The sequence below is a fragment of the Thermosynechococcus sp. genome, assembly GCF_046299635.1.
Taxonomy (GTDB): Bacteria; Cyanobacteriota; Cyanobacteriia; order Thermosynechococcales; family Thermosynechococcaceae; genus Thermosynechococcus.
Genome location: NZ_JBKBHV010000001.1, coordinates 145,492 through 165,821 on the forward strand (window position 1 = coordinate 145,492; position 20,330 = coordinate 165,821).

A 20,330-nucleotide genomic window follows, 5' to 3' on the forward strand; every position below is an offset into this window, starting at 1 on the left:
CTCGTTTACTCCGGCGATCGCTCGACCCCATTGCGGGCACCGGAATAGATCAAGCCCCGCTCCACGTCCATTGTCAGAATCGTGCCTTCTCGGATCAGGCGGGTGGCATTTTTAACCCCCACAATCACGGGAATTCCCAGCCGCAATCCCAAAACTGCCGCATGGCTGGTCAGGCTGTCTTCTTCGGTAATAATACCTGCCGCTTTGCGAATGGCTTCCACCAGTTCAGCACTGGTGCGCTCGGCCACCAAAATCTCGCCACTATTAAACGTGCGCACCGGCATTCCTTCACGCACCACCCGCGCCGGACCACTCACCGACCCATGGCCAATGCCACAGCCCCGTCCCATCACCGAGGTGACAAGTTCCACCTTGATCATGTCTGTGGAACCGGAGACCCCTTGGAGTGTGCCGGCAGTCATCACCACCAGATCTCCCTCCTCTAGGAACCCTCGCTCTTGCGCCGCATTGATGGCTGCCTGAAACGACTGCCGCATCGAGGGATGATCCAAGGTCAGCAGTGGTTCTACCCCCCAGACTAACTGCAAGCGCCGTGCCACCTCGATATGGGGTGTGGCTGCCAAAATCGGAATTTGGGGACGAAACTTGGAGACATTACGGGCTGTAGCGCCGCTCTTGGTTTGAGTAATGATGGCTTTGGCATGAAGCTGTGCCGCCACTTGTCCCACCGCTTGACTAATGGCATTGGGAATCGAACGCACCCCCACAGGATCCGCAAGGGGCGGCTGCCGCAGTTGGGGTTGGTTGTCAATGCGGGCGGCAATGGTGGCCATCATCTTCACCGCCTCCACCGGATAGTCTCCCATCGCCGTTTCATTGGAGAGCATCACCGCATCGGTGCCGTCGAGAATGGCATTGGCCACATCGGAAATTTCTGCCCGAGTGGGGCGGGGGCTTTTCACCATGCTGTCGAGCATTTGGGTAGCGGTAATCACAGGGATGCCTAAGCGGTTGGCGGCAGCAATCAGCCGTTTTTGCAGAATGGGAACCTCTTCGGCGGGCAATTCGACCCCCAGATCACCCCGTGCCACCATGACGCCATCACAGAGGGAGAGGATGGCATCCATTTGCTCGATCGCCTCATGCTTTTCAATTTTGGCAATCACCGGCACCTGTTTCCCGGCCTTGGCAATGAGTTCTTTGATTTCCAGCACATCTTGGGGATTGCGCACAAAGCTGAGAGCCACCCAATCCACCCCTTGATTGAGGCCAAACATCAGGTCTTCACGGTCTTTCTCGGTGAGCGCCTTAATCGAGAGGTAAACCCCCGGAAAGTTGACACCCTTGGCATTGGACAGCGTGCCCCCCACCACAACTCGGCAGTGAAGTTCGCCGGCCTCCTTGTCCACTTCTTCCACGACCATCTCAACCCGGCCATCATCGATCAAAATTGTGGCACCCACCGGCACCTCCTGCGCCAAGGGAGGATAGGTAATCGCGCTAATGTGTTGATTGCCTAGGATCGGGCGGCTGGTGAGGGTAAAGCGATCGCCCCGCTTCAAGGAGATGGAGCCATGTTCAAACTTGCCGAGGCGAATTTTGGGGCCTTGCAAGTCCTGCAAAATGCCCACCGGTTGACCCAATTCGTAGGAAATTTGGCGAATCAGGCGAATGCTGCGCTGGTGATCCTCGTGGGTACCATGGGAGAAATTCAGGCGCAGGGTGGTTGCTCCCGCTTGGATAATGGCCCGCAGTTTATCGGGATGACTGACGGCCGGACCGATGGTGGCCACAATTTTGGTGCGTCGTTGTAAGGGCTGATTAGACATAGGAGCTTTAATCGCTAGGCTGCAACAGGTTACCGTATTTGGGGAAACGCTCGATCTTGTTGAGCGACGGCAACAGCTGTTGAGGAAAAGGCACTCTTGTTTCTAGCCTACAGCGATCGCTTGCTCCTTGAGCGAGTTGCAGGGGCTATAATTTGAGAACAATTCTCGCTCGTGACACACCGCCTATGACGACCTCTCCCCTTGCTGCAAGCACTAATATGGAGGCACTGAAGCACGGTCTGCCGGTGACGATTATTACCGGATTTCTCGGCAGCGGCAAAACAACGCTTCTCAACCATATCCTGACGAATCAAGAGGGGCTGAAAACGGCCGTCTTGGTCAATGAATTTGGGGAGATTGGCATTGATAACCAGCTCTTGGTGGCCAGTGAAGAGGATATGGTGGAACTCAGCAACGGTTGCGTCTGCTGCACCATCAACAACGATCTTGTTAACGCCGTGTATCGGGTTCTGGAACGCCCCGATAAGGTGGACTACTTGGTGGTGGAAACGACCGGCCTTGCGGATCCCCTGCCTGTGGCTTTGACCTTTTTAGGCACTGACTTGCGCGACCTGACCCGCCTGGATTCGATTATTACGGTGGTGGATGCGGAGAACTTCAGTCTGGATTTGTTCAACAGTAGCGCTGCCCAAAGCCAAATTGCCTACGGTGACATTATTCTTCTGAATAAAGCCGATCTGGTCACCGAAGAACGGCTCCAGGAATTGGAAACCCGCATTCGCCAGATGCGGGAAGGGGCACGGATCATTCGCACGGTGAAGGCGCAGGTACCGCTGCCCTTGATTCTCAGTGTGGGGCTGTTTCAAAGCGATCGCTACTTCCATCCCGAAGCCGAGCACGAACATCATGATCACCACGATCACGACCACGACCAGGGGTGTGACGAACATCATGATCATCACCACCACCATCACGCCAATCACCTAGAGGAGGATGGCTTTACCTCGGTTTCTTTCCAGAGCGATCGCCCCTTTGAACTGCGGAAATTCCGGTATTTTCTTGACCACCAATTACCGGACACCGTCTTTCGCGCCAAGGGCATCCTTTGGTTTAAGGAAAGTCCCCGCCGCCACATCTTCCACTTGAGTGGTAAGCGCTTTAGCCTCGATGATGAGGACTGGAGAGGCGATCGCAAAAATCAACTGGTTCTCATTGGCCAAAATTTGGATCATCAAACGCTGCTGGCGCAGTTGGCTGCCTGTGTAACCGATGCCTAGATGGCCAAGCAACGACGCAAAGCCGACTTCCCCAGCAAAATTTGCCCGGTCTGCGGGCGTCCTTTTCGGTGGCGCAAAAAGTGGGCCGATTGTTGGCAGGAGGTCAAGTACTGTTCCGAGCGCTGCCGGCGCCGCCGTTCCCGGCCCTCCCAGTAACTGCTGGTAGTCGGGTTGAAACAAGTTGAAATAAAGGGAAGCAAATTCTGATACGCTAGCGGCAGTTTGTATCCATTTAAGCAAAGGGAGGCGCCATCGCAGGAATGTACGACTGCATTATCGTTGGGGGTGGTGCGGCAGGCGGTGCGGCTGCCTATCATCTGGCACGGCGCCAGCGTTCGGTTCTAGTCCTCGAAAAAGCCGCCCTCCCTCGCCTTAAACCCTGTACAGGGGGCGTTTCACCGGCAGTTGGCCAATGGTTTGATTTTGACTTTCAACCCGCCATTGCCGATACCACCCGCACGGTGCGCTACAGTTGGCAGCTCAAGGACGCCGTGGAAGCCGAGTTGAGCATTCCCGAACCTATCTGGATTGTCGATCGCGCCGTGTTTGATCACTACCTCTTGCAGCAGGCACAACAAAAAGGTGCGGTTGTAGCGGATCAGACGGAAGTTACAGGAATCACGTTCCAAGAAGATCACTGGCAGGTTCACACGGCAACCGCAACCTATGGCGGGCGGTATCTTATTGCTGCCGATGGTGCCAAGAGTCAAACCGCTCGGTGGCTGGGGTTTAAGCCCAAAGTCGGGCGCACGGCGGCGGTGATGACTGTGCCCAACCCCCCCGGCGATCGCGCGGCGCATTTTGAATTTGGCCTTGTGAAAAATGGCTACCTCTGGAGTTTCCCCAGGGGAGATCGGCGCACGGTGGGGGTTGCCGTTGTGCGGGGAAGCGATCGCCCTAACTGGGAACCGATTTTGCAACAGTATTGCGCTGCCTATGGGCTGTCCCTTGCCGACTGTACCGTTCACTCCCATCCCCTGTGTGTGTGGGAAGGGCAGCAGCCCCTGCATACCTCCCATGGCCTTTTAGTAGGTGAAGCAGCTGGCCTAGTAGATCCTTTGTCCGCCGAGGGAATTCGTCCTGCCCTCTACAGTGGCATGCGTGCTGCTGAAGCTATTGATGCAGCCCTTGGGGGGGAAGCGGATGCCTTGGCCACCTACAGCAAAACCTTGCAGGAGGAATGGGGAACGGACTTAGTCTGGGCACAGCGCCTTGCCGGTCTCTTCCATCGCATGCCGGGGGTGGGCTATCGCCTAGCTCTAAAACGTCCCTCCGCCACCCAGCGGCTGGGTCAAGTTCTCTGTGGTGAATTGCGCTATCGCGATATTGCCGGCCGCGCCATCCAACGCCTGAGCCGCTCCCTAATTCCTGGGCGCTAGATCTCCAGTTCAATGGCCGTCGGCTGGGTGGGGGCGATCGCCAGCCCTTTGCGGACGCCGAGAATACGAAACACTTGAATCTTGCGCTCTTTGCCCTTGAGTTCCAACGGCCCCCATGCCTCGACCTCGTAGCGATCGCCCAAGTACTCTAATGTTTCCTGAGCCACTAAAATGCGACAGAGGCTAGGCTGACGGTGCTTATCCACACTCTCAAGGCGCGAGGCCGTATTCACACTGTCACCGATCACTCCGTACTCGAGGCGGTTCTTGCTACCGAGACTGCCCACAACAATTGGGCCTGTATAGATGCCTGCCCGCATCATCACCTGGGGTAGCCCTTGAGCCGCCCATTCGCGATTGAGTTCCGCCAGCAGTTCTCCCAAAGCTAGGGCACAATCCACCGCATTGCGGGCATCAATGGCAATACCTTCGCGGCTGGTGCGTTTAATGGGCACGCCAAACACGGCCATAATGCCATCCCCGGTGAACTTATTAATCACGCCGTGGTACCTTTGCACCACATCCGCCACTCGTTCCAGATAGGTGTTGAGCCAGTGAAAGAGTTCCTCCGGTTCCATGCCTTCAGAAATGGTGCTAAACCCCTTTAAGTCGGTAAAAAGCAGCGTGGCAATCAGGCGCTGGCCGGGCAACTTGCCATCCTTGAGGAGTTCATCGCGCCGTTCCCACATGGCGGCAGCAATTTCCGGGGAGATGCTTTGACCCAAGAGGCGCATCACCATTTGCTGTTGCTGTTGGGCTTGCTGGGCCCTATAGGTGACTACCCCACCACTGGCAAGGAGGAGTGTCAATACCGGCGGCACAAGGGGAACCCACCCCAATTTGAGGAATAGGCCATAACAGGTGAGCAGCAGCATCAACAGCGCTGTTCCCACCGCCGTCCCTAGGGCAACAGGATGACGTATTCGCCAAGCCAAGATGGCACCAATCAATGCCCAAAGAATAATCCAAGCATTCTCAACACCGTCGGGCCAAAACCAAATGACGGCGCGATCGCCCAAGCCCGCATCAATGAATTGCCCCACCATTTGGGCGTGGATAAACACCCCCGCCATGCGCTGATTGTCCCGCAGCCCGGAACTAAAGGGAGTGTAGAAAAAGTCCTTGCCGCTTTCGGCAATGTTGCCGATGAGAATCACGCGATCGCGAATCAATTCCGGCGGCACTCTCTCCATCAGCACATCCTCAAGGGGCACCCACGTCACCGCCCGCTGATCGCCGCGATAGTTGAGCATGACCTGGTAGCCTGCCGTATCGGCCCCTACGTAGCCGCCATCATTGGGTTGCAGGGGCGTAAAGACACTTTGCCCCAACTGCATCACATGCGGATCTGCCTCACTGCCCTGCGGCTCAATTCCCTCATCCGCCAGATAGCGCAGTGCCAGCCGCAAGGAGAAGGAGTAAAGCGTATTCCCCTGATCGTCTGGTAAAAACAGTAAACTGCGGCGGACAATGCCACCGGCATCAACGGTGATATCGTTAAACCCCACTTGATCGGGGCTGAGGGCAGCGGGCGGGCGAATTGTCGGCTGAGTACCATCCCCCAGTTTGGTGACAGCAAAGAGGCGATCGGAATTCAGCCACAGGCGGTTTAGCTCCTCATGTCCCGGCGGGACGGGAAAATCGCGGTAAATATCCAAGCCAATGGCGCGGGGCTGATGTTTAAGGAGTTTTTGGAAAACTTGGGCATAAACCCAATCCGGCAGTGAGAGGGTGCGGTAGCGTTGAATATCGTCTTCGGTCACTGCCACCACCAATAGTCGCGGATCCGGGCCGGGCATGGGACGCAGTTGCATCAGGCGATCGTAGGCACCCAATTCCAAAGGCTGTAGCCCACCGACTTGACGAATTGCAATCACAACGGTGCTGGCTACAGCACCGGCCACGACAATTAGGTTTAGCTCCGCAAAGGTGCGGCGAAAGTGGGACAATAGGGGGAGCATAGCTTTGCAGGCAAGCCGAAGATTTCCTTCATCCTATCGCTATGAAAAATTACTTGGTCGCGACATTGGGCGATCGCCTCCAGGCCGAGGCCGTTTATACCCAGCTTGAAAAGGACGGTTTCCCCATGGAGAAAGTAGCCCTTTTGGGTCGAGGCTACAAACAGTGGTCAGAGTTGGGACTCATCGATCCCTTTCAAGTCGCCCGCCGGCAAATGCAACGCATGCTGATCTGGCTGGTTCCCTTTGGCTTCTTTGCCGGTTTTACCTTTAACCAAGCGACTCAAATTGACATTCTGCCAATGCTGGATCGCCTGAATAATAGTCTTTTGGGGGGTCTGTTGGGGGCGATCGCCGGCGCTCTAGGTAGTCTCACCGTAGGTGGTGGCCTGCAAGTGGTGATTACAGGCAAGTCCGGCATCCCCTTTGAAAAGCGATTGCAGCGAGGCAAATACTTAATCCTGATTCAAGGCAACGATAGCGAGATTCGCCGTGCCGAACGTCTCCTCAAAGCACAACCCCTCGAAAACCTGCAAAGCTACACCCTTGAGGAGTAGAAAATGGCTTTCTGCAAACGGGAAGCGCAAGTCCCCCTCTTGATGTGATATACTGAAGAACCGCAGTGAAAGGGTCGGTGCCCGAGTGGTTAATGGGGGCGGACTGTAAATCCGTTGGCTATGCCTACGCTGGTTCGAATCCAGCCCGGCCCATCTAGAGCAAATAGGCAATTCCCCAAGCAAGAGCGATAATGCCTAGCCAAGGATGCCACATCTGTCGCAGGGGCGATCGCGTAATCTTTTGACTGAGGAGCAAACTGGCAAGGGTACTCACGACCAGTGTGGTCGTTTGTAGGAACCCGATCACCGCTGGATGGGCTTGCCAACTGGGTAAACCGGTGCCATCGAGGCCAAAGGTTGCAAACGTTACGGGCAACAACCGACCTGCCTCCCCCAGACCAAGGGGCAAATAATAGGCCAAATTGGCACCCAGCACCAAGGGCAAATACCCATAGGCCAAGCGCACAAAGGGCACTGTACCTTGTCGTTGTATCTGATGCCAATCCCATGCCAAAAGTCCCGGCAGCGCTAGCGCCACCACCGCAATCATTCCCTGCACGCCAAAATTGGCCTCTGCAAGTCCTAGCCATGCCAAAAGCAGCGGTAAACGGTGCAACACCACCGCCCCCAAGAGCAAAAAGAGTAGGCAAACTTCCGCCGCCGTAGCTTCATGACTTGTCCACAGATCGATGGCTGGGGGACGCAGATTCACTTCCACCGAGCGATGGGGACAGGCCTTAAGACAGGTCATACACAAAACGCAATTACGGTTATCCGTGAGTTGAGCGGGATGGGAATAGACGGGACAGCCCCCCGTTTCTTGACCTTCCCCAAGGGCGGGGCCTCCTTTGTAGCACTGATAGGTCTGGCAACTGGCAGCACAGACTCCTTGTTGCGCTCGCAATTCAATGATAGAGAGCTTGCCAAAGAGGCCATTCATACCCCCGATAGGACAGAGATAGCGGCACCAAAAGCGACGCTCATAGAGCTGGGAAAAAATTACCGCTCCCGCTGTAATCAAGATCAGCAGCCAACTGGATAGATAGGCAGTATTGGGTAAATCCCAGAGTTCCTCCCACAACAGAATCACAGCAAAGAGGCCAAAGATCACCCAGCCCCCCCAGCGTTCGGCCAGTTGACGCGGCCAAGAGCGCAGCTTCCGAGGCCAAATCTTCAAAGACAGTGTTTGCAGCACTTCGCCGTAGATCATAAAGGGGCAAACCGCACACCAAATGCGCCCCAAAAAGGGAAAGATCAACAATGAGACCGGCCACCACCACGCCCAGAAAAGGTTCAGGGTAAAATTATGTTGGCGATCCTGTGGCTCCCATAGGCCAATGGCGACAACTAGGGGAAAAAGCCAAAGGGTCAGGCCATAGTTCAGGCGATCGAGCCACCACGGACTGCGTAACAAGGCACGCAATTGGGGATAGGCATTGAGCAGGTTCCACCGAAATCGCCGTTGGCGCGATCGCTCCGGCCAAAAGACTTCTTCTGTGAGCAATTCTGCGCCCTCTGCTTGGACAAGGGCACGCTCCACCAGACTCGCCAACTCCCGCAGATTGCCAGGAAAATCATAACTTTGCAGCCGTCGAAGGGCTTCGGGGGTAACGCGAGGCTTAGGAATGCCCCGTTGCCGACAGTAGAGGGCAATATAGTAATTCACTAGGGCTTCAATATCGGCTTTTGTCACCCGCGACGGCGGCACTTTAATTTGATAGCGCGCCAAATCTTGGCAATCACAGTCTTTCTTTTCGGCAATTAGGATCAGTCGCCCCGGAAAGCGGCGCGGAGGGACAGGGGTCTCCGCCACGGGTTCATAGGTCTGTTCGGCCACAAGGCGACGCAGTTGCGGATAAAGGTGAGTAGGCCATTCATGGACATTGTTGAGGATCAAGGTGCCCTCTGCCAGCCAGTCGAGGAGGCCGGGTTTCGTGAGTTTGCCAAAGAGTTCTGCCCCATTGGCGGATAAGGTGCCACAGTTAAAGCGAATCAGGGGTTGGCGGCGATCGCCAGAGCCATAATGAATGAGAGCAGCAATGTTATCTTTTTCCAGCCCCGGTTCACCAAAAATCAATACCGGCGGCGATCGCTTGCGGCCTCCTTGATCCCTTGGCGTAAGCGCACGGCATAGCGGCTACTGCCGACAATTCCCTGTTTCACGCGCGGCACAAGATAGGGACGCAACACCGCTTGCCGCTCCTGCTCATGGGCAAGATCACTGAGGGCACTTTGTAACTGCTGCGACACCTGTTGACGGAGTCCAGGAAATTGAGCTGCCAGTGGGGCAAACACCTCACGTGGCAGTGTCCACAGTTCACAGTCTGTTAGGGTAATTACCGTTTGCGGTGCCCGTTGCTCCAGTACCAATTCTGGCCAGTGCAAGACCGTTCCCGGTAGAAGGGTTGTCACTGGAGCGGGGCGATCGCGGGTAGTGTGGTAGGCCTCCAATTCTCCTGATCGCAGGATGATGAGCTGTGTTACCGGCGTGTCCTCAAGGACAATACGGCGATTGGCAGCAATGGCTTCTGTGCGCAGGGCAGCAGCGATCGCCTCTAATGCTGCCAAAGAAAGGGATCTCAGGGGAGTATGGGTTTGCAGCCAACTCAGGCGATCGGCCATGGAGGGCACCCCCCAACAAAACGGGTTAATAGGAAACACCTCCTATCCTACGGCTCAGTTCCTTTACCAACCTGCGCTAGGATTGTAAAGGTTTGTCACACTCCTCAATGCTCTATAAAAAACGCAGGAAGTCCCTATGAGTCTGCCGATTCGTAATGTTGCCATTATCGCCCACGTTGATCATGGGAAGACCACGCTGGTGGATGCCCTATTGCGCCAGTCGGGTACCTTTCGTGAAGGGGAGGACATTCCCGAGTGCGTGATGGACTCCAACGATCTGGAGCGGGAGCGTGGCATTACGATTCTGGCCAAGAATACGGCGGTTCGCTACAAAGACTTGACGATCAACATTGTGGATACCCCCGGCCACGCCGATTTCGGCGGTGAAGTGGAGCGCGTCCTGGGCATGGTGGAGGGCTGTCTGCTGATTGTGGATGCCAACGAAGGGCCGATGCCGCAAACGCGCTTTGTCCTCAAAAAAGCTCTTGAAAAAGGTCTGCGCCCGATTGTGGTTGTGAACAAAATTGACCGGCCGCAGGCCGAACCCTACAAGGCCATTGATAAGGTGTTGGATTTATTTATTGAACTGGGGGCGGATGACGATCAGTGCGAGTTTCCCTATCTGTTTGCCTCCGGCTTGGCGGGCTATGCCAAAACCGATCTGGATGAGGAGGGCAAGGATATGCAGCCCCTCTTTGAGGCCATTGTCCGCCATATTCCGCCGCCGGTGGGCAATCCCGATGCGCCCCTGCAACTTCAGGTGACGACCCTAGATTATTCAGACTACCTAGGGCGGATTGTCATTGGCAAAATTCACAACGGTACGGTGCAAGTCGGGCAGCAGGCGGTTTTAGTCAAGGATAACGGCCAAATTGTTAAGGCAAAGATTACTAAACTCTTGGGCTTTGAGGGACTAAAGCGGATTGAATTGGACGCGGCCAGTGCCGGCAATATCGTGGCGATCGCCGGCTTTAGTGATGCCAACATTGGCGAAACCATCACCGACCCCAACAACCCTCAAGCTCTGCCCCTAATTAAGGTGGATGAACCGACGCTGCAAATGACATTTGCGGTGAACGACTCCCCCTTTGCCGGACAGGAGGGCACCTTTGTCACCTCGCGGCAATTGCGCGATCGCCTGTTTCGGGAACTGGAAACCAACGTGGCGCTGCGGGTTGAGGAAACCGACTCCCCCGATCGCTTTGCCGTTTCGGGTCGGGGGGAATTGCACCTTGGCATTCTCATTGAAACGATGCGCCGCGAAGGCTACGAATTCCAAGTGTCTCAGCCCCAGGTGATCTATCGGGAAGTCAATGGCCAGCCCTGCGAACCCTACGAATGCTTAGTGCTTGATGTTCCCGATGAAGCGGTGGGCGGCTGTATTGAGCGCCTCGGCCAGCGACGCGGCGAAATGCAGGATATGCAGGTGGGGAGCAATGGTCGGACTCAACTGGAGTTTGTGATTCCGGCGCGGGGTCTCATTGGTTTCCGGGGCGAATTTATGCGCCTAACGCGCGGCGAAGGGATTATGAACCACAGCTTTTTGGACTACCGCCCCTTGGCAGGGGAAATCAGCACCCGGCGCAACGGTGTCTTAATTGCCTGTGAGGAGGGCACGGCCACCTTCTATGCCCTGAAAAACGCCGAAGATCGGGGTGTCTTTTTCATTACCCCCGGCACCAAAGTCTATAAGGGCATGATTGTCGGTGAGCACAACCGTCCTCAAGACCTTGAGATCAATGTCTGCAAAGCCAAACAACTCACGAACTTCCGCTCCTCAACAGGGGATGAACTGGTGCAGCTGCAAGCACCGGTGGAAATGAGCCTAGAGCGGGCACTGGAATACATTGGTCCCGATGAGCTGGTGGAGGTGACGCCTAAATCCATCCGACTGCGGAAAATGAGCAAGAAGCTAGTCCGCCGCTAATGCTGACGGATGTCTTTTTTGCCCTCTCGCTGTTTCCCTATTTGGGGTTCTTGTACTTCATGACCCGCAACCCCAATACGCCCCGTTTAGCCCTCATTGGCTTCTATGGGACGCTGCTATTTGTGGCTGTCACCATTCCGGCAGGACTCTATGCCCAAAAGGTTTATGGAACAAACTTAGCCAATGTGGATGTGCTGCATGGGGGAGCAGAATTCTTCCTCACCTTGGCCAATATCCTCATTGCCTTGGGCTTTCGCCGTGCCCTCAGGAACCCTTCCCCCTAGTTTTCTATCGGTAGCGGCACAACCAAAGAAAGCGCACCAAACTGCGCAGCAAGGCCAGCCCCGCTAGGGCTGCTACGGTAAAGAGGGCGATCGCCCCCCCCAGGGCGTTGGCTGACCACAACATTGCCCCTGCCAAAAGGGTAAAACCGGCCACTCCCAGATATACCAAACAGACCAACAAACGCTCAATGCGCCGCAGTTGCCGCTCCAGTGTAGGATTGCGCACCGACAATTGCAGTTCCCCACGGGCCAAGCGACCCTCTAACTGTTGCAGCCGCACTTCCACTCGACTCGGCTGCTGGAGCCGCCGGTTGAGGAGGGTTTGGGTGTGCTGAAGGAAGTCTCGCCAGCTTCCCCGTGAGTGCTGCAGCAATTGCTTAACAAAAGGTTGGGCCGCCGCACTGAGGTTGTACTCAGGGTCTAAGCTGCGGGCAATGCCATCGAGGGTGGTCAGTGACTTGAGAATGTAGGTCATCTTCGCAGGTAAGCGAAAAGGCTGCTGCTCAAAAAGGGCATAGACCTCCTGTTGCAATTCCTTAAAGGCGGTTAAATCCACAGGCCGCTCAGTAAATCGATCCAAAATCAACTGCATAATCCGTTGGAGGGGCACTCTGTCGGTGACGGGGATTAACAGCCCCAGTTCCATCAGAGCCGCAATCACGCGATCGCTATCCTTTTGGAGCACAGCAAAAAAGGTTTGCACCATCTGCTGCCGACTAAGGGCAGGGATTTCCGTCATCATGCCGTAGTCATAGAAGATGAGATCGCCTTCCTTGCTTACCGCCAAGTTCCCCGGATGCGGATCGGCGTGGAAGAAGCCATCAATCAATAACTGCTTCAAATAGCAGCAAATCCCCCGCTGGTTGATCACTTGGGGATTCAGGCCAAAGGCTTCGAGAGCGGCGCGATGGTCAATGCGAATGCCGGGAAGATACTCCATCGTCAGGACGTAGCGGCAGGTGTGCGTCCAATAAATTTTGGGGACGCGAATATGGGGGTCTTGGGCAAAGTTGGCCCGAAAGCGATCGGCGTTTTGCCCCTCCTGAACGTAATCAATTTCCCGCAGCAGGATACTGAAAAACTCCTCATAGACCTCCTGAAGGGCATAGGGGCGCAAGAAGGGAAGCCAGCGATCGCCCCAGCGAATCAGTTGCCCAATGGCGAGATAGTCCAGATAAAGTTGTGCCTCTAGGTGCGGCCGTTGCACCTTCACCACCACCTCCTCCCCACTGTGGAGGGTTGCCCGATGGACTTGGCCGAGACTGGCGGCGGCAAGGGGTTTGGGATCAAATGTGGCATAGAGATCCTCAAGGGACTGCCCCAAGTGCTCCTCAATGAGGGCGATCGCCAGCCGCGAGTCAAAGGGAGGCACCTGATCTTGAAGTTTCCTGAGGGCCTCAATATAGGCGGGGGGCAACAGATCAAACCGCGTTGAGAGAAATTGACCGATTTTAATAAAGGTCGGCCCTAACACCAGTAATTGCTGCACCAGCCAGCGGGCACGTTGAGCCTGGGCGCGATCGCTCCGCCGCCAAACAGAGTCCCACAACAGTTGACTGCCAAAGCGCCCCAACACCCCCAGAATTTGACTCACACGGCGCAACAGCAGCCAGCGACTTGGACGATAGGGCAAGGCAGTCACCAGCATGCAGCAGCAATCACAATACAGTGCCAACCTCAACAATACTCCCTTTTTCAGGAGCATTCGGAGCGGCAGCGCTCTCCTTTCGCCGATTCCCTTTGCCGTGTCTATGATGAGGATAGAGTCCTGATCGGAATCTCCTATGGCGACAACACGTCAATTTAGTAGCTTCAGCGATCTTCTCGCCACTACAGAGAAGCCTCTCCTCGTTGACTTTTATGCCGACTGGTGTGGCCCCTGCCGCATGATGGCACCGATTTTAGAGCAGGTCAAGCAAGTCTTGAAATCGGGCGTTGAGGTGGTCAAAATTGACTCGGAGCGCTATCCCCAACTGTCAAGTCAGTACCATGTTCAAGCGCTGCCCACCTTGATTCTCTTCCACCGGGGTCGTGAAGTGCGGCGCTGGGAAGGGGTTCAACCGCCAGAGGTGCTTATTGATGCCATTCGCCGCCTATAAAATGCTTCAAAAGCAGGCTGTTTGAGGAATCAATCAGGATTGGCCCAGATTAGCTATTGGACATTGCTCGTACCACCGTTGGCGGGGGGCGTCATCGGCTACTTTACGAACGATTTAGCCATTACAATGCTCTTTCGTCCCTACAAGCCGATTTATGTCGGCGGTAAGCCCCTCCCTTTTACCCCCGGTCTCATTCCCCGCAATCAAGAGCGGCTGGCGCGGCGTATCGCCGATGCCATTCTAGGGTCTCTGCTGACTCCGGAGGAGCTGCAAAACTTAGCGCGGCGTCTGTTACAAGTGCAACGGGTAAAGGCGGTCATCCATTGGCTTCTCCAAACCAGCCTCAGCCAAATCCAAGAGCAGAGTGAACAGCGATCGGCGCAAGTCTTGGCCAATATTTTGCGGGATTTTTTTGGTGGTGCCTTACCCCGTTTGATTAAAGTGTGGTCGCGGCGGGAAGATTTTTTGGAGCTGCAACTCAATCAACTTTTCGATCAAGTTTTGGTGGAACTGCAACTGACTGAGGAGCAGGCAGAGAAACTGGCAGATTGGCTGCTGTCGGTGATCCTGCCCCCCGATCGCCTGCGACTGGCCATTATTGACTTTCTCACCGATCGCACAATCAACGTCCTCGATCAAGAGCTGCGGCAACACACCAGCGGCACCTACTGGGTTGTGGCTAATCTTGTGGGGGTGCGCAACACGCTGATTCGCCTGCGGGAGTATTGCCTCAATGAACGGGAAGCCTGCAACCGTCGCCTCGGAGAATTAATCGCGGCATTGGCACTGCGGCAACGCTTGGTGGAAGCACTGCAAAACATCACCCTACAAAGTTTGCCCCTCGGTACAGTGCGGGAGCTACGGCAATTGTTTCGGCAGACGGTGCGCAGTTATATCCAAGAACAGGGCTTTAGTGTCATTGAAGCCGTTAGTCAAACCGTAGAGTGGGAAACTATTTCCCTCAGTATTTTGCGACGACTGCGAGATTCGGCAAGTTTGGGTGCCTCCTTGGAAGTGGTCAGTGACGAGTTGGCGTTGGTGCTCGATCGCTATCTAGAACGGGATATGGAAGTGATTATTGAGCGTGCCATCCCCATCTTGGATTTGGATCGGGTGATTGTGGATCGGGTCAAGGCCACTTCGCCGGAAAATCTGGAACTGGCAATCCAAGGGATTGTTCGCAGTGAGTTGCAAGCCATTGTCCGCTTGGGGGGCATTCTCGGCTTTTTAATTGGGGTCGTACAGGCAGTCTTTTTGTACTGGCAAAGTCTGCAAGCGCCCTAAACCGGAACCTTGATCTCCGATTCCCCCGCCAACTGGCGCAGGTTTTGGCAGCGAATCAGTTCGGTGACCTCGAGGATGGGGCGGCGTTCCAATTTGGCCACCTGCACAATGCCGGCAAGGAGGGCTTTGGCTGCTTCCTGTTCACTATAGCCGCGCCGTTGGGCCAATTGCAACGCTTGGCGATCGGCGGCCACTTCCACGGGAATGCCCCGCGTATTTTGCCACACTTGAAGTCCGGCCAAGGTGGTTAGCCCCCCCGCCACCAAAATGCCCACCGGGTCTGCTTGAGCCACTTGTAAAACCGTCCCCAGTAGGCCTGCCACCGTTAGTCCTTGGTAGAGGTCAAGTTTGATCAAACCTGTGGTGTCGAACCATGCCACCGCCCGCAGAAGGAGAAGATCCCGCTGTGGGGTATCCAGCTGCTGCCACAGGCGAAAGTTAATCTCAATGGGGCGATCGCCCCAAGGGAGAGCGGGCTGATAGCGCAGAACTTGACTTTGGTGCGGTCGAGAAACCAACTTGCAGTGCATCCGTGCCGATGCCGGCATTAGATCAAGCAGACGACGAATCTCAGCCTCTGGGGTCATAGGGATAGTTACGCCATGGTTTCTCTGCCCCTAGTCTGCCATTAGCGTACCTTTCCTGCAATCTTCTGAGTTCCTTAGAATTAGAGAAGCATGTGTTTTTTGTGCCCGAATCAAAATGGTGATGACATCGGCCTTTGTACCTTCAAAACAATCGCGAATTGCTTCTCCTCAAGAGCTGCCCGCCGTAGATGTAGCGATTGTAGGTGCGGGGATTGTGGGTCTGAGTTTGGCCTGTGCTCTACGCCACAGTGGGCTAGCGATCGCCCTCATTGAGGCCACCCCCTACGCGCCGGAAAACACGAAAGGCCAAGCCTACGCCCTGCACCAAGTGTCTCGTTACTTCTTTGAGTGGATAGGGGTGTGGGACAAGCTGCTACCCCATGTGCAGCCCTTTGAGGTAGTGCAACTTTCCGATGGACACTCCCCTTTGACCGTTCGCTTTTCCCCGCAGGATTTGGGCACAGAGGCCGTTGGTTATGTGGGTGAGCACGCTGCGATCGCCGAGACCCTGCAGAGTGTTTTACAGTCTGCTAACAATGTCACGTTCTACTGCCCGTGGCGGGTGGTGACCAACGAAGTGAAGGGCGATCGCGCTGAGTTGACACTGATCTCTGGTGACCCTGCCGCACCCAAAGTGGCTTACTTGACCACACGTTTAGTGGTTGGGGCAGATGGTGGTAAGTCTCCCCTGCGGCAGCAAATGGGCATTGAACCCAAGGGCTGGCAGTATGGTCAGTCCTGTGTGGTGGCCACCCTCGATGTTACCCATCCCCAACCCGTGATTGCCTATGAACGCTTTTGGCCAACAGGACCCATGGGGGTACTACCCCTACCGAGAAATCGCTATCGGGTGGTTTGGACGCTGCCCCACCCAGAGGCGCAAGCCGTTGCTGCCCTCGACGATCGCGCCTTTTTAGCGAAACTCCAGCCCTATCTTGACCCACAGATGGCCGACATTACCGCTGTGAGCGATCGCTTTATTTTCCCCACACAACTCATGCAGGTCAGTTCCTACGTCGGCGATCGCTTTGTTGTCATTGGCGATGCGGCTCACCGCTGTCATCCGGTGGGAGGTCAGGGGCTCAACTTGGGTCTGCGGGATGTCTGGGCACTGGCGCAACAGATTCTCGCCACTCCTTCTGAGAGACTGGGCGATCGCCCTTCCTTGGTGCAATTTCACCGCCAACGCTGGTGGCAAAATGCCTTGACCCTTGCCTTTACCGATATGCTCAATCGGCTCTTTTCTAATGCGTGGTGGCCTGTGGTGGGGGTGCGCCGCTGGGGTTTGTGGCTGTTGCGAACCGTTTCCCCCCTCAAGCATCTGGTGCTGCGGTTTATGGCCGGTCTCCTGCTGCCTTTGCCGAGCGATTGTAAACTCCCCAGAGCGCGTTAAAACTTTCTACGCAATTATCTCAATCATTCTGTAGTATCAATTTGACAAAGAAATAAGCGCTTTGGAGAAAGGAATGGCTGCTACCGATGAGCTAGAGAAAGTTCGCCGCCAGTTTGACTACGGCCCCTATCCGCGGATTCCTATTGAGAAAACCCCCAAGGATGACCCCAATGTGCTTTTTGTCCACGATTTGGTCACTGCCTTTTATCGGCGAGATCATCGGGTGTCTGAAACAAAGGGGCGGCGGATTCTCGATGCCGGGTGTGGCACAGGCTATAAGTCCTTGGTGCTGGCGATCGCCAACCCCGGCGCGGAAATTGTCGGCATTGACCTCTCCCCTGAATCCGTAAAGTTGGCAGCGGAGCGGTTAAAGTTTCACGGTGTTGACAACGCCCATTTTGAAGTCCGGTCCATCTTAGACTTGCCCGATTGGGGGCAGCAGTTTGATTACATTAACTGTGACGAAGTCTTGTATCTGCTTCCGGATCCCGTCGAAGGCCTTAAGGCCCTTAAAAGCGCCCTCACACCGGCGGGAATTCTGCGAGCCAATCTCCACAGTGCGCTGCAACGCTTCCCCTACTTTCGGGCGCAAAATCTCTTTAAGCTGATGGGTCTAATGGACGACAATCCCGAAGAAATGGAGATGGAGATCGTCCGCGAGATCATGAAAGAACTCAAAGATGGCGTGGATCTCAAAGCCCGCACCTGGAACCCCCGCTACGAACAGGAGGACAGCAATGAAACCCTCTTGGTGAATCATTTAATGGTGGGGGATAAAGGCAGCACGATTCCCCAGCTTTTTCAATACCTAGAGGCCGCCGGTCTGGAATTTATTTCCATGGTCAACTGGCGCCACTGGAATCCGGTAGATCTCTTCAAAGACCCGGACAACCTACCTACCTTTTTGGCGCTGAGCTTACCCGGTGTGCCGCTGTCGGTGCAGTTGGAGATGTATGAGCTGCTGCATCCCGTACATCGCCTTTTGGATTTCTGGTGTAGTCTGCAACCGCGCGCAGCGCTGCCCGACTTAGGGGAATGGTCTGAGGAGCAGTGGGATCAAAGTACGATTTATCTGCATCCGCAACTGCGTACGGAAAGCATTCGGGAAAAGTGGCTGGGGTACCTGAAGGATCGCATGATTGTGGATTTGGGCACGTTTTTGTCCTTCTCCAGTCCGGCTCCCACCTATGTGGATCCCCTTGGTTTGGCCACGCTGCTGCCCCTCTTTGAAGGCCCCTTGCCCTTTCCGGCGTTGTGGGATCGCTATCAACACTTGGCACCCCTTGACCCGGTCACCCTAGAACCCATTGAGCCAAAAGTTGCCCGGCAACAACTGCAAGCCCTCTTGACCCGCTTGGAATTGAGCTTGTTCGTCTTGGTCAGCCTACCCTAGACCCATCCAGCTAAGCACTTGAGCAAGGGCCAGTCCCGCATAGTTGGCGATCGCGTAGCCGAGCAGTCCCAAGGTAATCCCGACACCCATTAAGCGGGGCTGATGCCGACCGGTTGCCTGGGCAATGGCGGTGGTTGGCCCGCCGATGGCTGCTTGGGAGGCAAGGGCAATGAGTTCCACATCCAGCTTCAGGAGTGCCCCAAGGCTAAAGGTAACAAGACCGTGGGTAAAGACAATCACAGCAGTAAAAAGAATTATTTCCAGACCCACAGGCAGCAGGGAGGGCACATGGGTACCGGCACCGATTACCGTGAAAAAGAGGTTGAGGCCAAACATCCCTAGGGCGCCCGTACCCCGCAAATAGCGCGTCCACTGAAATTGCGCCACCGCCAAGCTGAGGGTGGTGAGCCAGACCACCGTGGGAATCAGCGGCCACCATTGATTCAGGGCCGTGGACAGCACCAAGACGGCCACCGCCAAGCTAAGGAGAATGGCTAAATCCAGGGGGGCGATCGCCGAGGTTGTGGGCAGCGGTGTGACGGTAACCACTTCCCCCTCATCCCGGCGGGGATAGACACGTGCCAGCAGGGAGGGCAGACTCAGGGTGGTGGCCAGCCAAATGGCCGTGAGGAGATTATCCGCTGCCGTGGCGGCACTAAAGAGCAAGTCTGAAAGGTTGAGGGCACGCCCGACCCCGACAAAGTTGAGGCTACCGCCGATATAACTGGCCGCCAAACTTCCTGCCAAACGGGGGGTATCCCCCAGAAACCGGCCGTGGAACAGCAGGCTCGCCAGAAGAGCGCCCACCAACGTCCCAAAGGTGGCAAGGCCAAAGGCCAACAGCGCCGATCGCCCCAAGCGCCGCACATCTTGTAAATTCACCCACAGCAGCAGCCAGACGATCGCCAAGGAGGTAATCGTGCCGTAGATCGTGTCATAAACCGGCGATCGCTGGGGAATGATGCCCAAATTGGCACAGAGAGCTGCCAAGATCAAAATGATCGGCGCAGACCCCAAGCGTGCTGCCCAGCGAAAGCGATGCTCAAGCCACAGTCCCAGCGCCGTCAGTGTCAAGAGAATGCCCCACAGGGTCAAGGATTCATCCATGGGGCGTCCACTCCGGCAGCCGCTGTCCCAACCGTGTGGGTTGCTCATAGACCCGCCGTAGGGTGTTCACATCCCGCTGTGAGATTGGCGGCGGATCTGCCACTTGGGCAAAATAGAGGGCATCGGTCGGCCAAGGGCTATGTCCCCAAATCCCAAGGGCATGACCCAGTTCATGGCGCAGGGCAGCAAGGACAAACTTGGGCGCTTGGCTGGGACGCACCACAATCCGGCAGCGATGGCGCAACACCCCTTGGCTGTCCACAAAGAGTTCATAGCGGGTTTCCGCAAAGCGGGCACGGCCGTTGTTTGAAGTCGCCGGTCGCTGCGAAAGGAGGCGGATATTCGCCGGCACACTGGGATCAACAATTTTTAAGGGCAAATAAGCCGACCACTCCCGTATTGCCTGCTCTGCTGCTCGTTGCCACACCTGGTTTGGATCCCACTGTGGCGGTTCGATGGCAACGGTAATCGGGAACTCCGTCCACAGCAGATAGCCCACCTCTACGGGTTGCACCTCATCAAAATAATCCTCCCCTTGAGGAGGGATGCGGGCTAAGGAAGGGGGGAGCGGATAGTGCACTGCCGCTGGCAATTGGATATTCTGGCGCGTCAGGTTTGCTGTACCTGCTAAGGACTCCCAATTCCCTGGGGTCCTGCTGAGTATCAGTCCTAGGGCAACCACCCACACCCAGATGCAGCGGTGACGCTTCAT

General features: G+C 55.7%; 18 protein-coding genes and 1 tRNA gene. 11 read left to right on the forward strand and 8 right to left on the reverse strand.

Annotated elements, in window-relative coordinates; translation table 11 throughout:
* Positions 1–5: 5 nt before the first annotated feature.
* Entirely contained in the window at positions 6–1,790 is a 1,785-nt protein-coding gene (pyk, locus tag ACK4IR_RS00805) for a pyruvate kinase (protein WP_409871307.1), read from the reverse strand.
* Positions 1,791–1,975: 185 nt separating this feature from the next.
* On the opposite strand from pyk, the gene ACK4IR_RS00810 reads away from it, so the two are divergent.
* From ACK4IR_RS00810 to ACK4IR_RS00820, 3 genes are all read left to right on the forward strand, one after another.
* Entirely contained in the window at positions 1,976–3,028 is a 1,053-nt protein-coding gene (locus tag ACK4IR_RS00810; RefSeq protein ID WP_409871309.1) for a CobW family GTP-binding protein, read from the forward strand.
* Positions 3,029–3,184 (forward strand): DUF2256 domain-containing protein, encoded by a 156-nt coding sequence (locus tag ACK4IR_RS00815; protein WP_409871310.1) that lies wholly within the window; start codon positions 3,029–3,031, stop codon positions 3,182–3,184.
* A 104-nt stretch (positions 3,185–3,288) separates the two neighbouring features.
* Positions 3,289–4,407 carry a geranylgeranyl reductase family protein gene (locus ACK4IR_RS00820; protein ID WP_409871313.1) on the forward strand — a complete coding sequence of 373 codons (1,119 nt, stop codon included), beginning with the start codon at positions 3,289–3,291 and terminating at the stop codon, positions 4,405–4,407.
* Here ACK4IR_RS00820 and ACK4IR_RS00825 read toward each other — a convergent pair.
* Positions 4,404–6,368 carry a CHASE2 domain-containing protein gene (locus tag ACK4IR_RS00825; protein WP_409871316.1) on the reverse strand — a complete coding sequence of 655 codons (1,965 nt, stop codon included), beginning with the start codon at positions 6,366–6,368 and terminating at the stop codon, positions 4,404–4,406. The genes ACK4IR_RS00820 and ACK4IR_RS00825 overlap by 4 nt on opposite strands.
* Positions 6,369–6,421: 53 nt before the next feature.
* Here ACK4IR_RS00825 and ACK4IR_RS00830 point away from each other — a divergent pair, with 53 nt between their 5' ends.
* Together ACK4IR_RS00830 and ACK4IR_RS00835 are read left to right on the forward strand one after the other, a co-directional pair.
* Positions 6,422–6,922, forward strand: coding sequence for a hypothetical protein (locus ACK4IR_RS00830; RefSeq protein WP_409871318.1), 501 nt, complete (start codon positions 6,422–6,424; stop codon positions 6,920–6,922).
* Between the two features lie 71 nt (positions 6,923–6,993).
* Positions 6,994–7,075 (forward strand) — tRNA-Tyr (locus ACK4IR_RS00835).
* Between the two features lies 1 nt (position 7,076).
* Here ACK4IR_RS00835 and ACK4IR_RS00840 read toward each other — a convergent pair.
* Together ACK4IR_RS00840 and ACK4IR_RS00845 are read right to left on the reverse strand one after the other, a co-directional pair.
* Positions 7,077–8,999: a sigma 54-interacting transcriptional regulator gene (locus ACK4IR_RS00840; RefSeq protein WP_409871321.1), complete on the reverse strand. Its 1,923-nt coding sequence runs from the start codon at positions 8,997–8,999 to the stop codon at positions 7,077–7,079.
* Entirely contained in the window at positions 8,996–9,544 is a 549-nt protein-coding gene (locus tag ACK4IR_RS00845) for a cyclic nucleotide-binding domain-containing protein (protein WP_409871324.1), read from the reverse strand. The genes ACK4IR_RS00840 and ACK4IR_RS00845 overlap by 4 nt, the downstream gene beginning before the upstream one ends.
* 136 nt (positions 9,545–9,680) lie before the next feature.
* Between ACK4IR_RS00845 and typA the strand changes: the two genes are divergently transcribed.
* Both typA and ACK4IR_RS00855 read left to right on the forward strand, forming a co-directional pair.
* Entirely contained in the window at positions 9,681–11,471 is a 1,791-nt protein-coding gene (gene typA / locus ACK4IR_RS00850) for a translational GTPase TypA (protein WP_409871327.1), read from the forward strand.
* Complete coding sequence (locus ACK4IR_RS00855) at positions 11,471–11,755, forward strand: DUF3593 domain-containing protein (RefSeq protein ID WP_409871330.1); 285 nt, start codon at positions 11,471–11,473, stop codon at positions 11,753–11,755. The genes typA and ACK4IR_RS00855 overlap by 1 nt, the downstream gene beginning before the upstream one ends.
* Before the next feature lie 4 nt (positions 11,756–11,759).
* Here ACK4IR_RS00855 and ACK4IR_RS00860 read toward each other — a convergent pair whose 3' ends face one another.
* Positions 11,760–13,403, reverse strand: coding sequence for an ABC1 kinase family protein (locus tag ACK4IR_RS00860; protein WP_409871333.1), 1,644 nt, complete (start codon positions 13,401–13,403; stop codon positions 11,760–11,762).
* 136 nt (positions 13,404–13,539) lie between these two features.
* Between ACK4IR_RS00860 and trxA the strand changes: the two genes are divergently transcribed.
* Together trxA and ACK4IR_RS00870 are read left to right on the forward strand one after the other, a co-directional pair.
* A complete protein-coding gene (gene trxA, locus ACK4IR_RS00865) occupies positions 13,540–13,854 on the forward strand; it encodes a thioredoxin (protein WP_409871335.1) in 315 nt (104 codons plus the stop codon).
* A 39-nt stretch (positions 13,855–13,893) separates the two neighbouring features.
* On the forward strand, positions 13,894–15,138 hold the full coding sequence (locus ACK4IR_RS00870; RefSeq protein WP_409871337.1) for a DUF445 domain-containing protein: 1,245 nt from the start codon (positions 13,894–13,896) through the stop codon (positions 15,136–15,138).
* Here the strand turns inward: ACK4IR_RS00870 and ACK4IR_RS00875 are convergent.
* Positions 15,135–15,725, reverse strand: a complete 591-nt coding sequence (locus ACK4IR_RS00875; protein WP_409871340.1) for a DUF3318 domain-containing protein — start codon at positions 15,723–15,725, stop codon at positions 15,135–15,137. The genes ACK4IR_RS00870 and ACK4IR_RS00875 overlap by 4 nt on opposite strands.
* 121 nt (positions 15,726–15,846) lie before the next feature.
* Between ACK4IR_RS00875 and ACK4IR_RS00880 the strand changes: the two genes are divergently transcribed.
* Positions 15,847–17,118 (forward strand): FAD-dependent hydroxylase, encoded by a 1,272-nt coding sequence (locus ACK4IR_RS00880; RefSeq protein WP_409871343.1) that lies wholly within the window; start codon positions 15,847–15,849, stop codon positions 17,116–17,118.
* Positions 17,119–17,191: 73 nt separating this feature from the next.
* The gene (locus ACK4IR_RS00885) at positions 17,192–18,511 is read left to right on the forward strand and encodes a class I SAM-dependent methyltransferase (protein ID WP_409871346.1); all 1,320 of its coding nucleotides are present in this window, start codon (positions 17,192–17,194) and stop codon (positions 18,509–18,511) included.
* Here the strand turns inward: ACK4IR_RS00885 and ACK4IR_RS00890 are convergent.
* Complete coding sequence (locus ACK4IR_RS00890) at positions 18,503–19,618, reverse strand: DUF819 domain-containing protein (protein WP_409871349.1); 1,116 nt, start codon at positions 19,616–19,618, stop codon at positions 18,503–18,505. The genes ACK4IR_RS00885 and ACK4IR_RS00890 overlap by 9 nt on opposite strands.
* Complete coding sequence (locus ACK4IR_RS00895; RefSeq protein WP_409871352.1) at positions 19,611–20,330, reverse strand: peptidase; 720 nt, start codon at positions 20,328–20,330, stop codon at positions 19,611–19,613. The genes ACK4IR_RS00890 and ACK4IR_RS00895 overlap by 8 nt, the downstream gene beginning before the upstream one ends.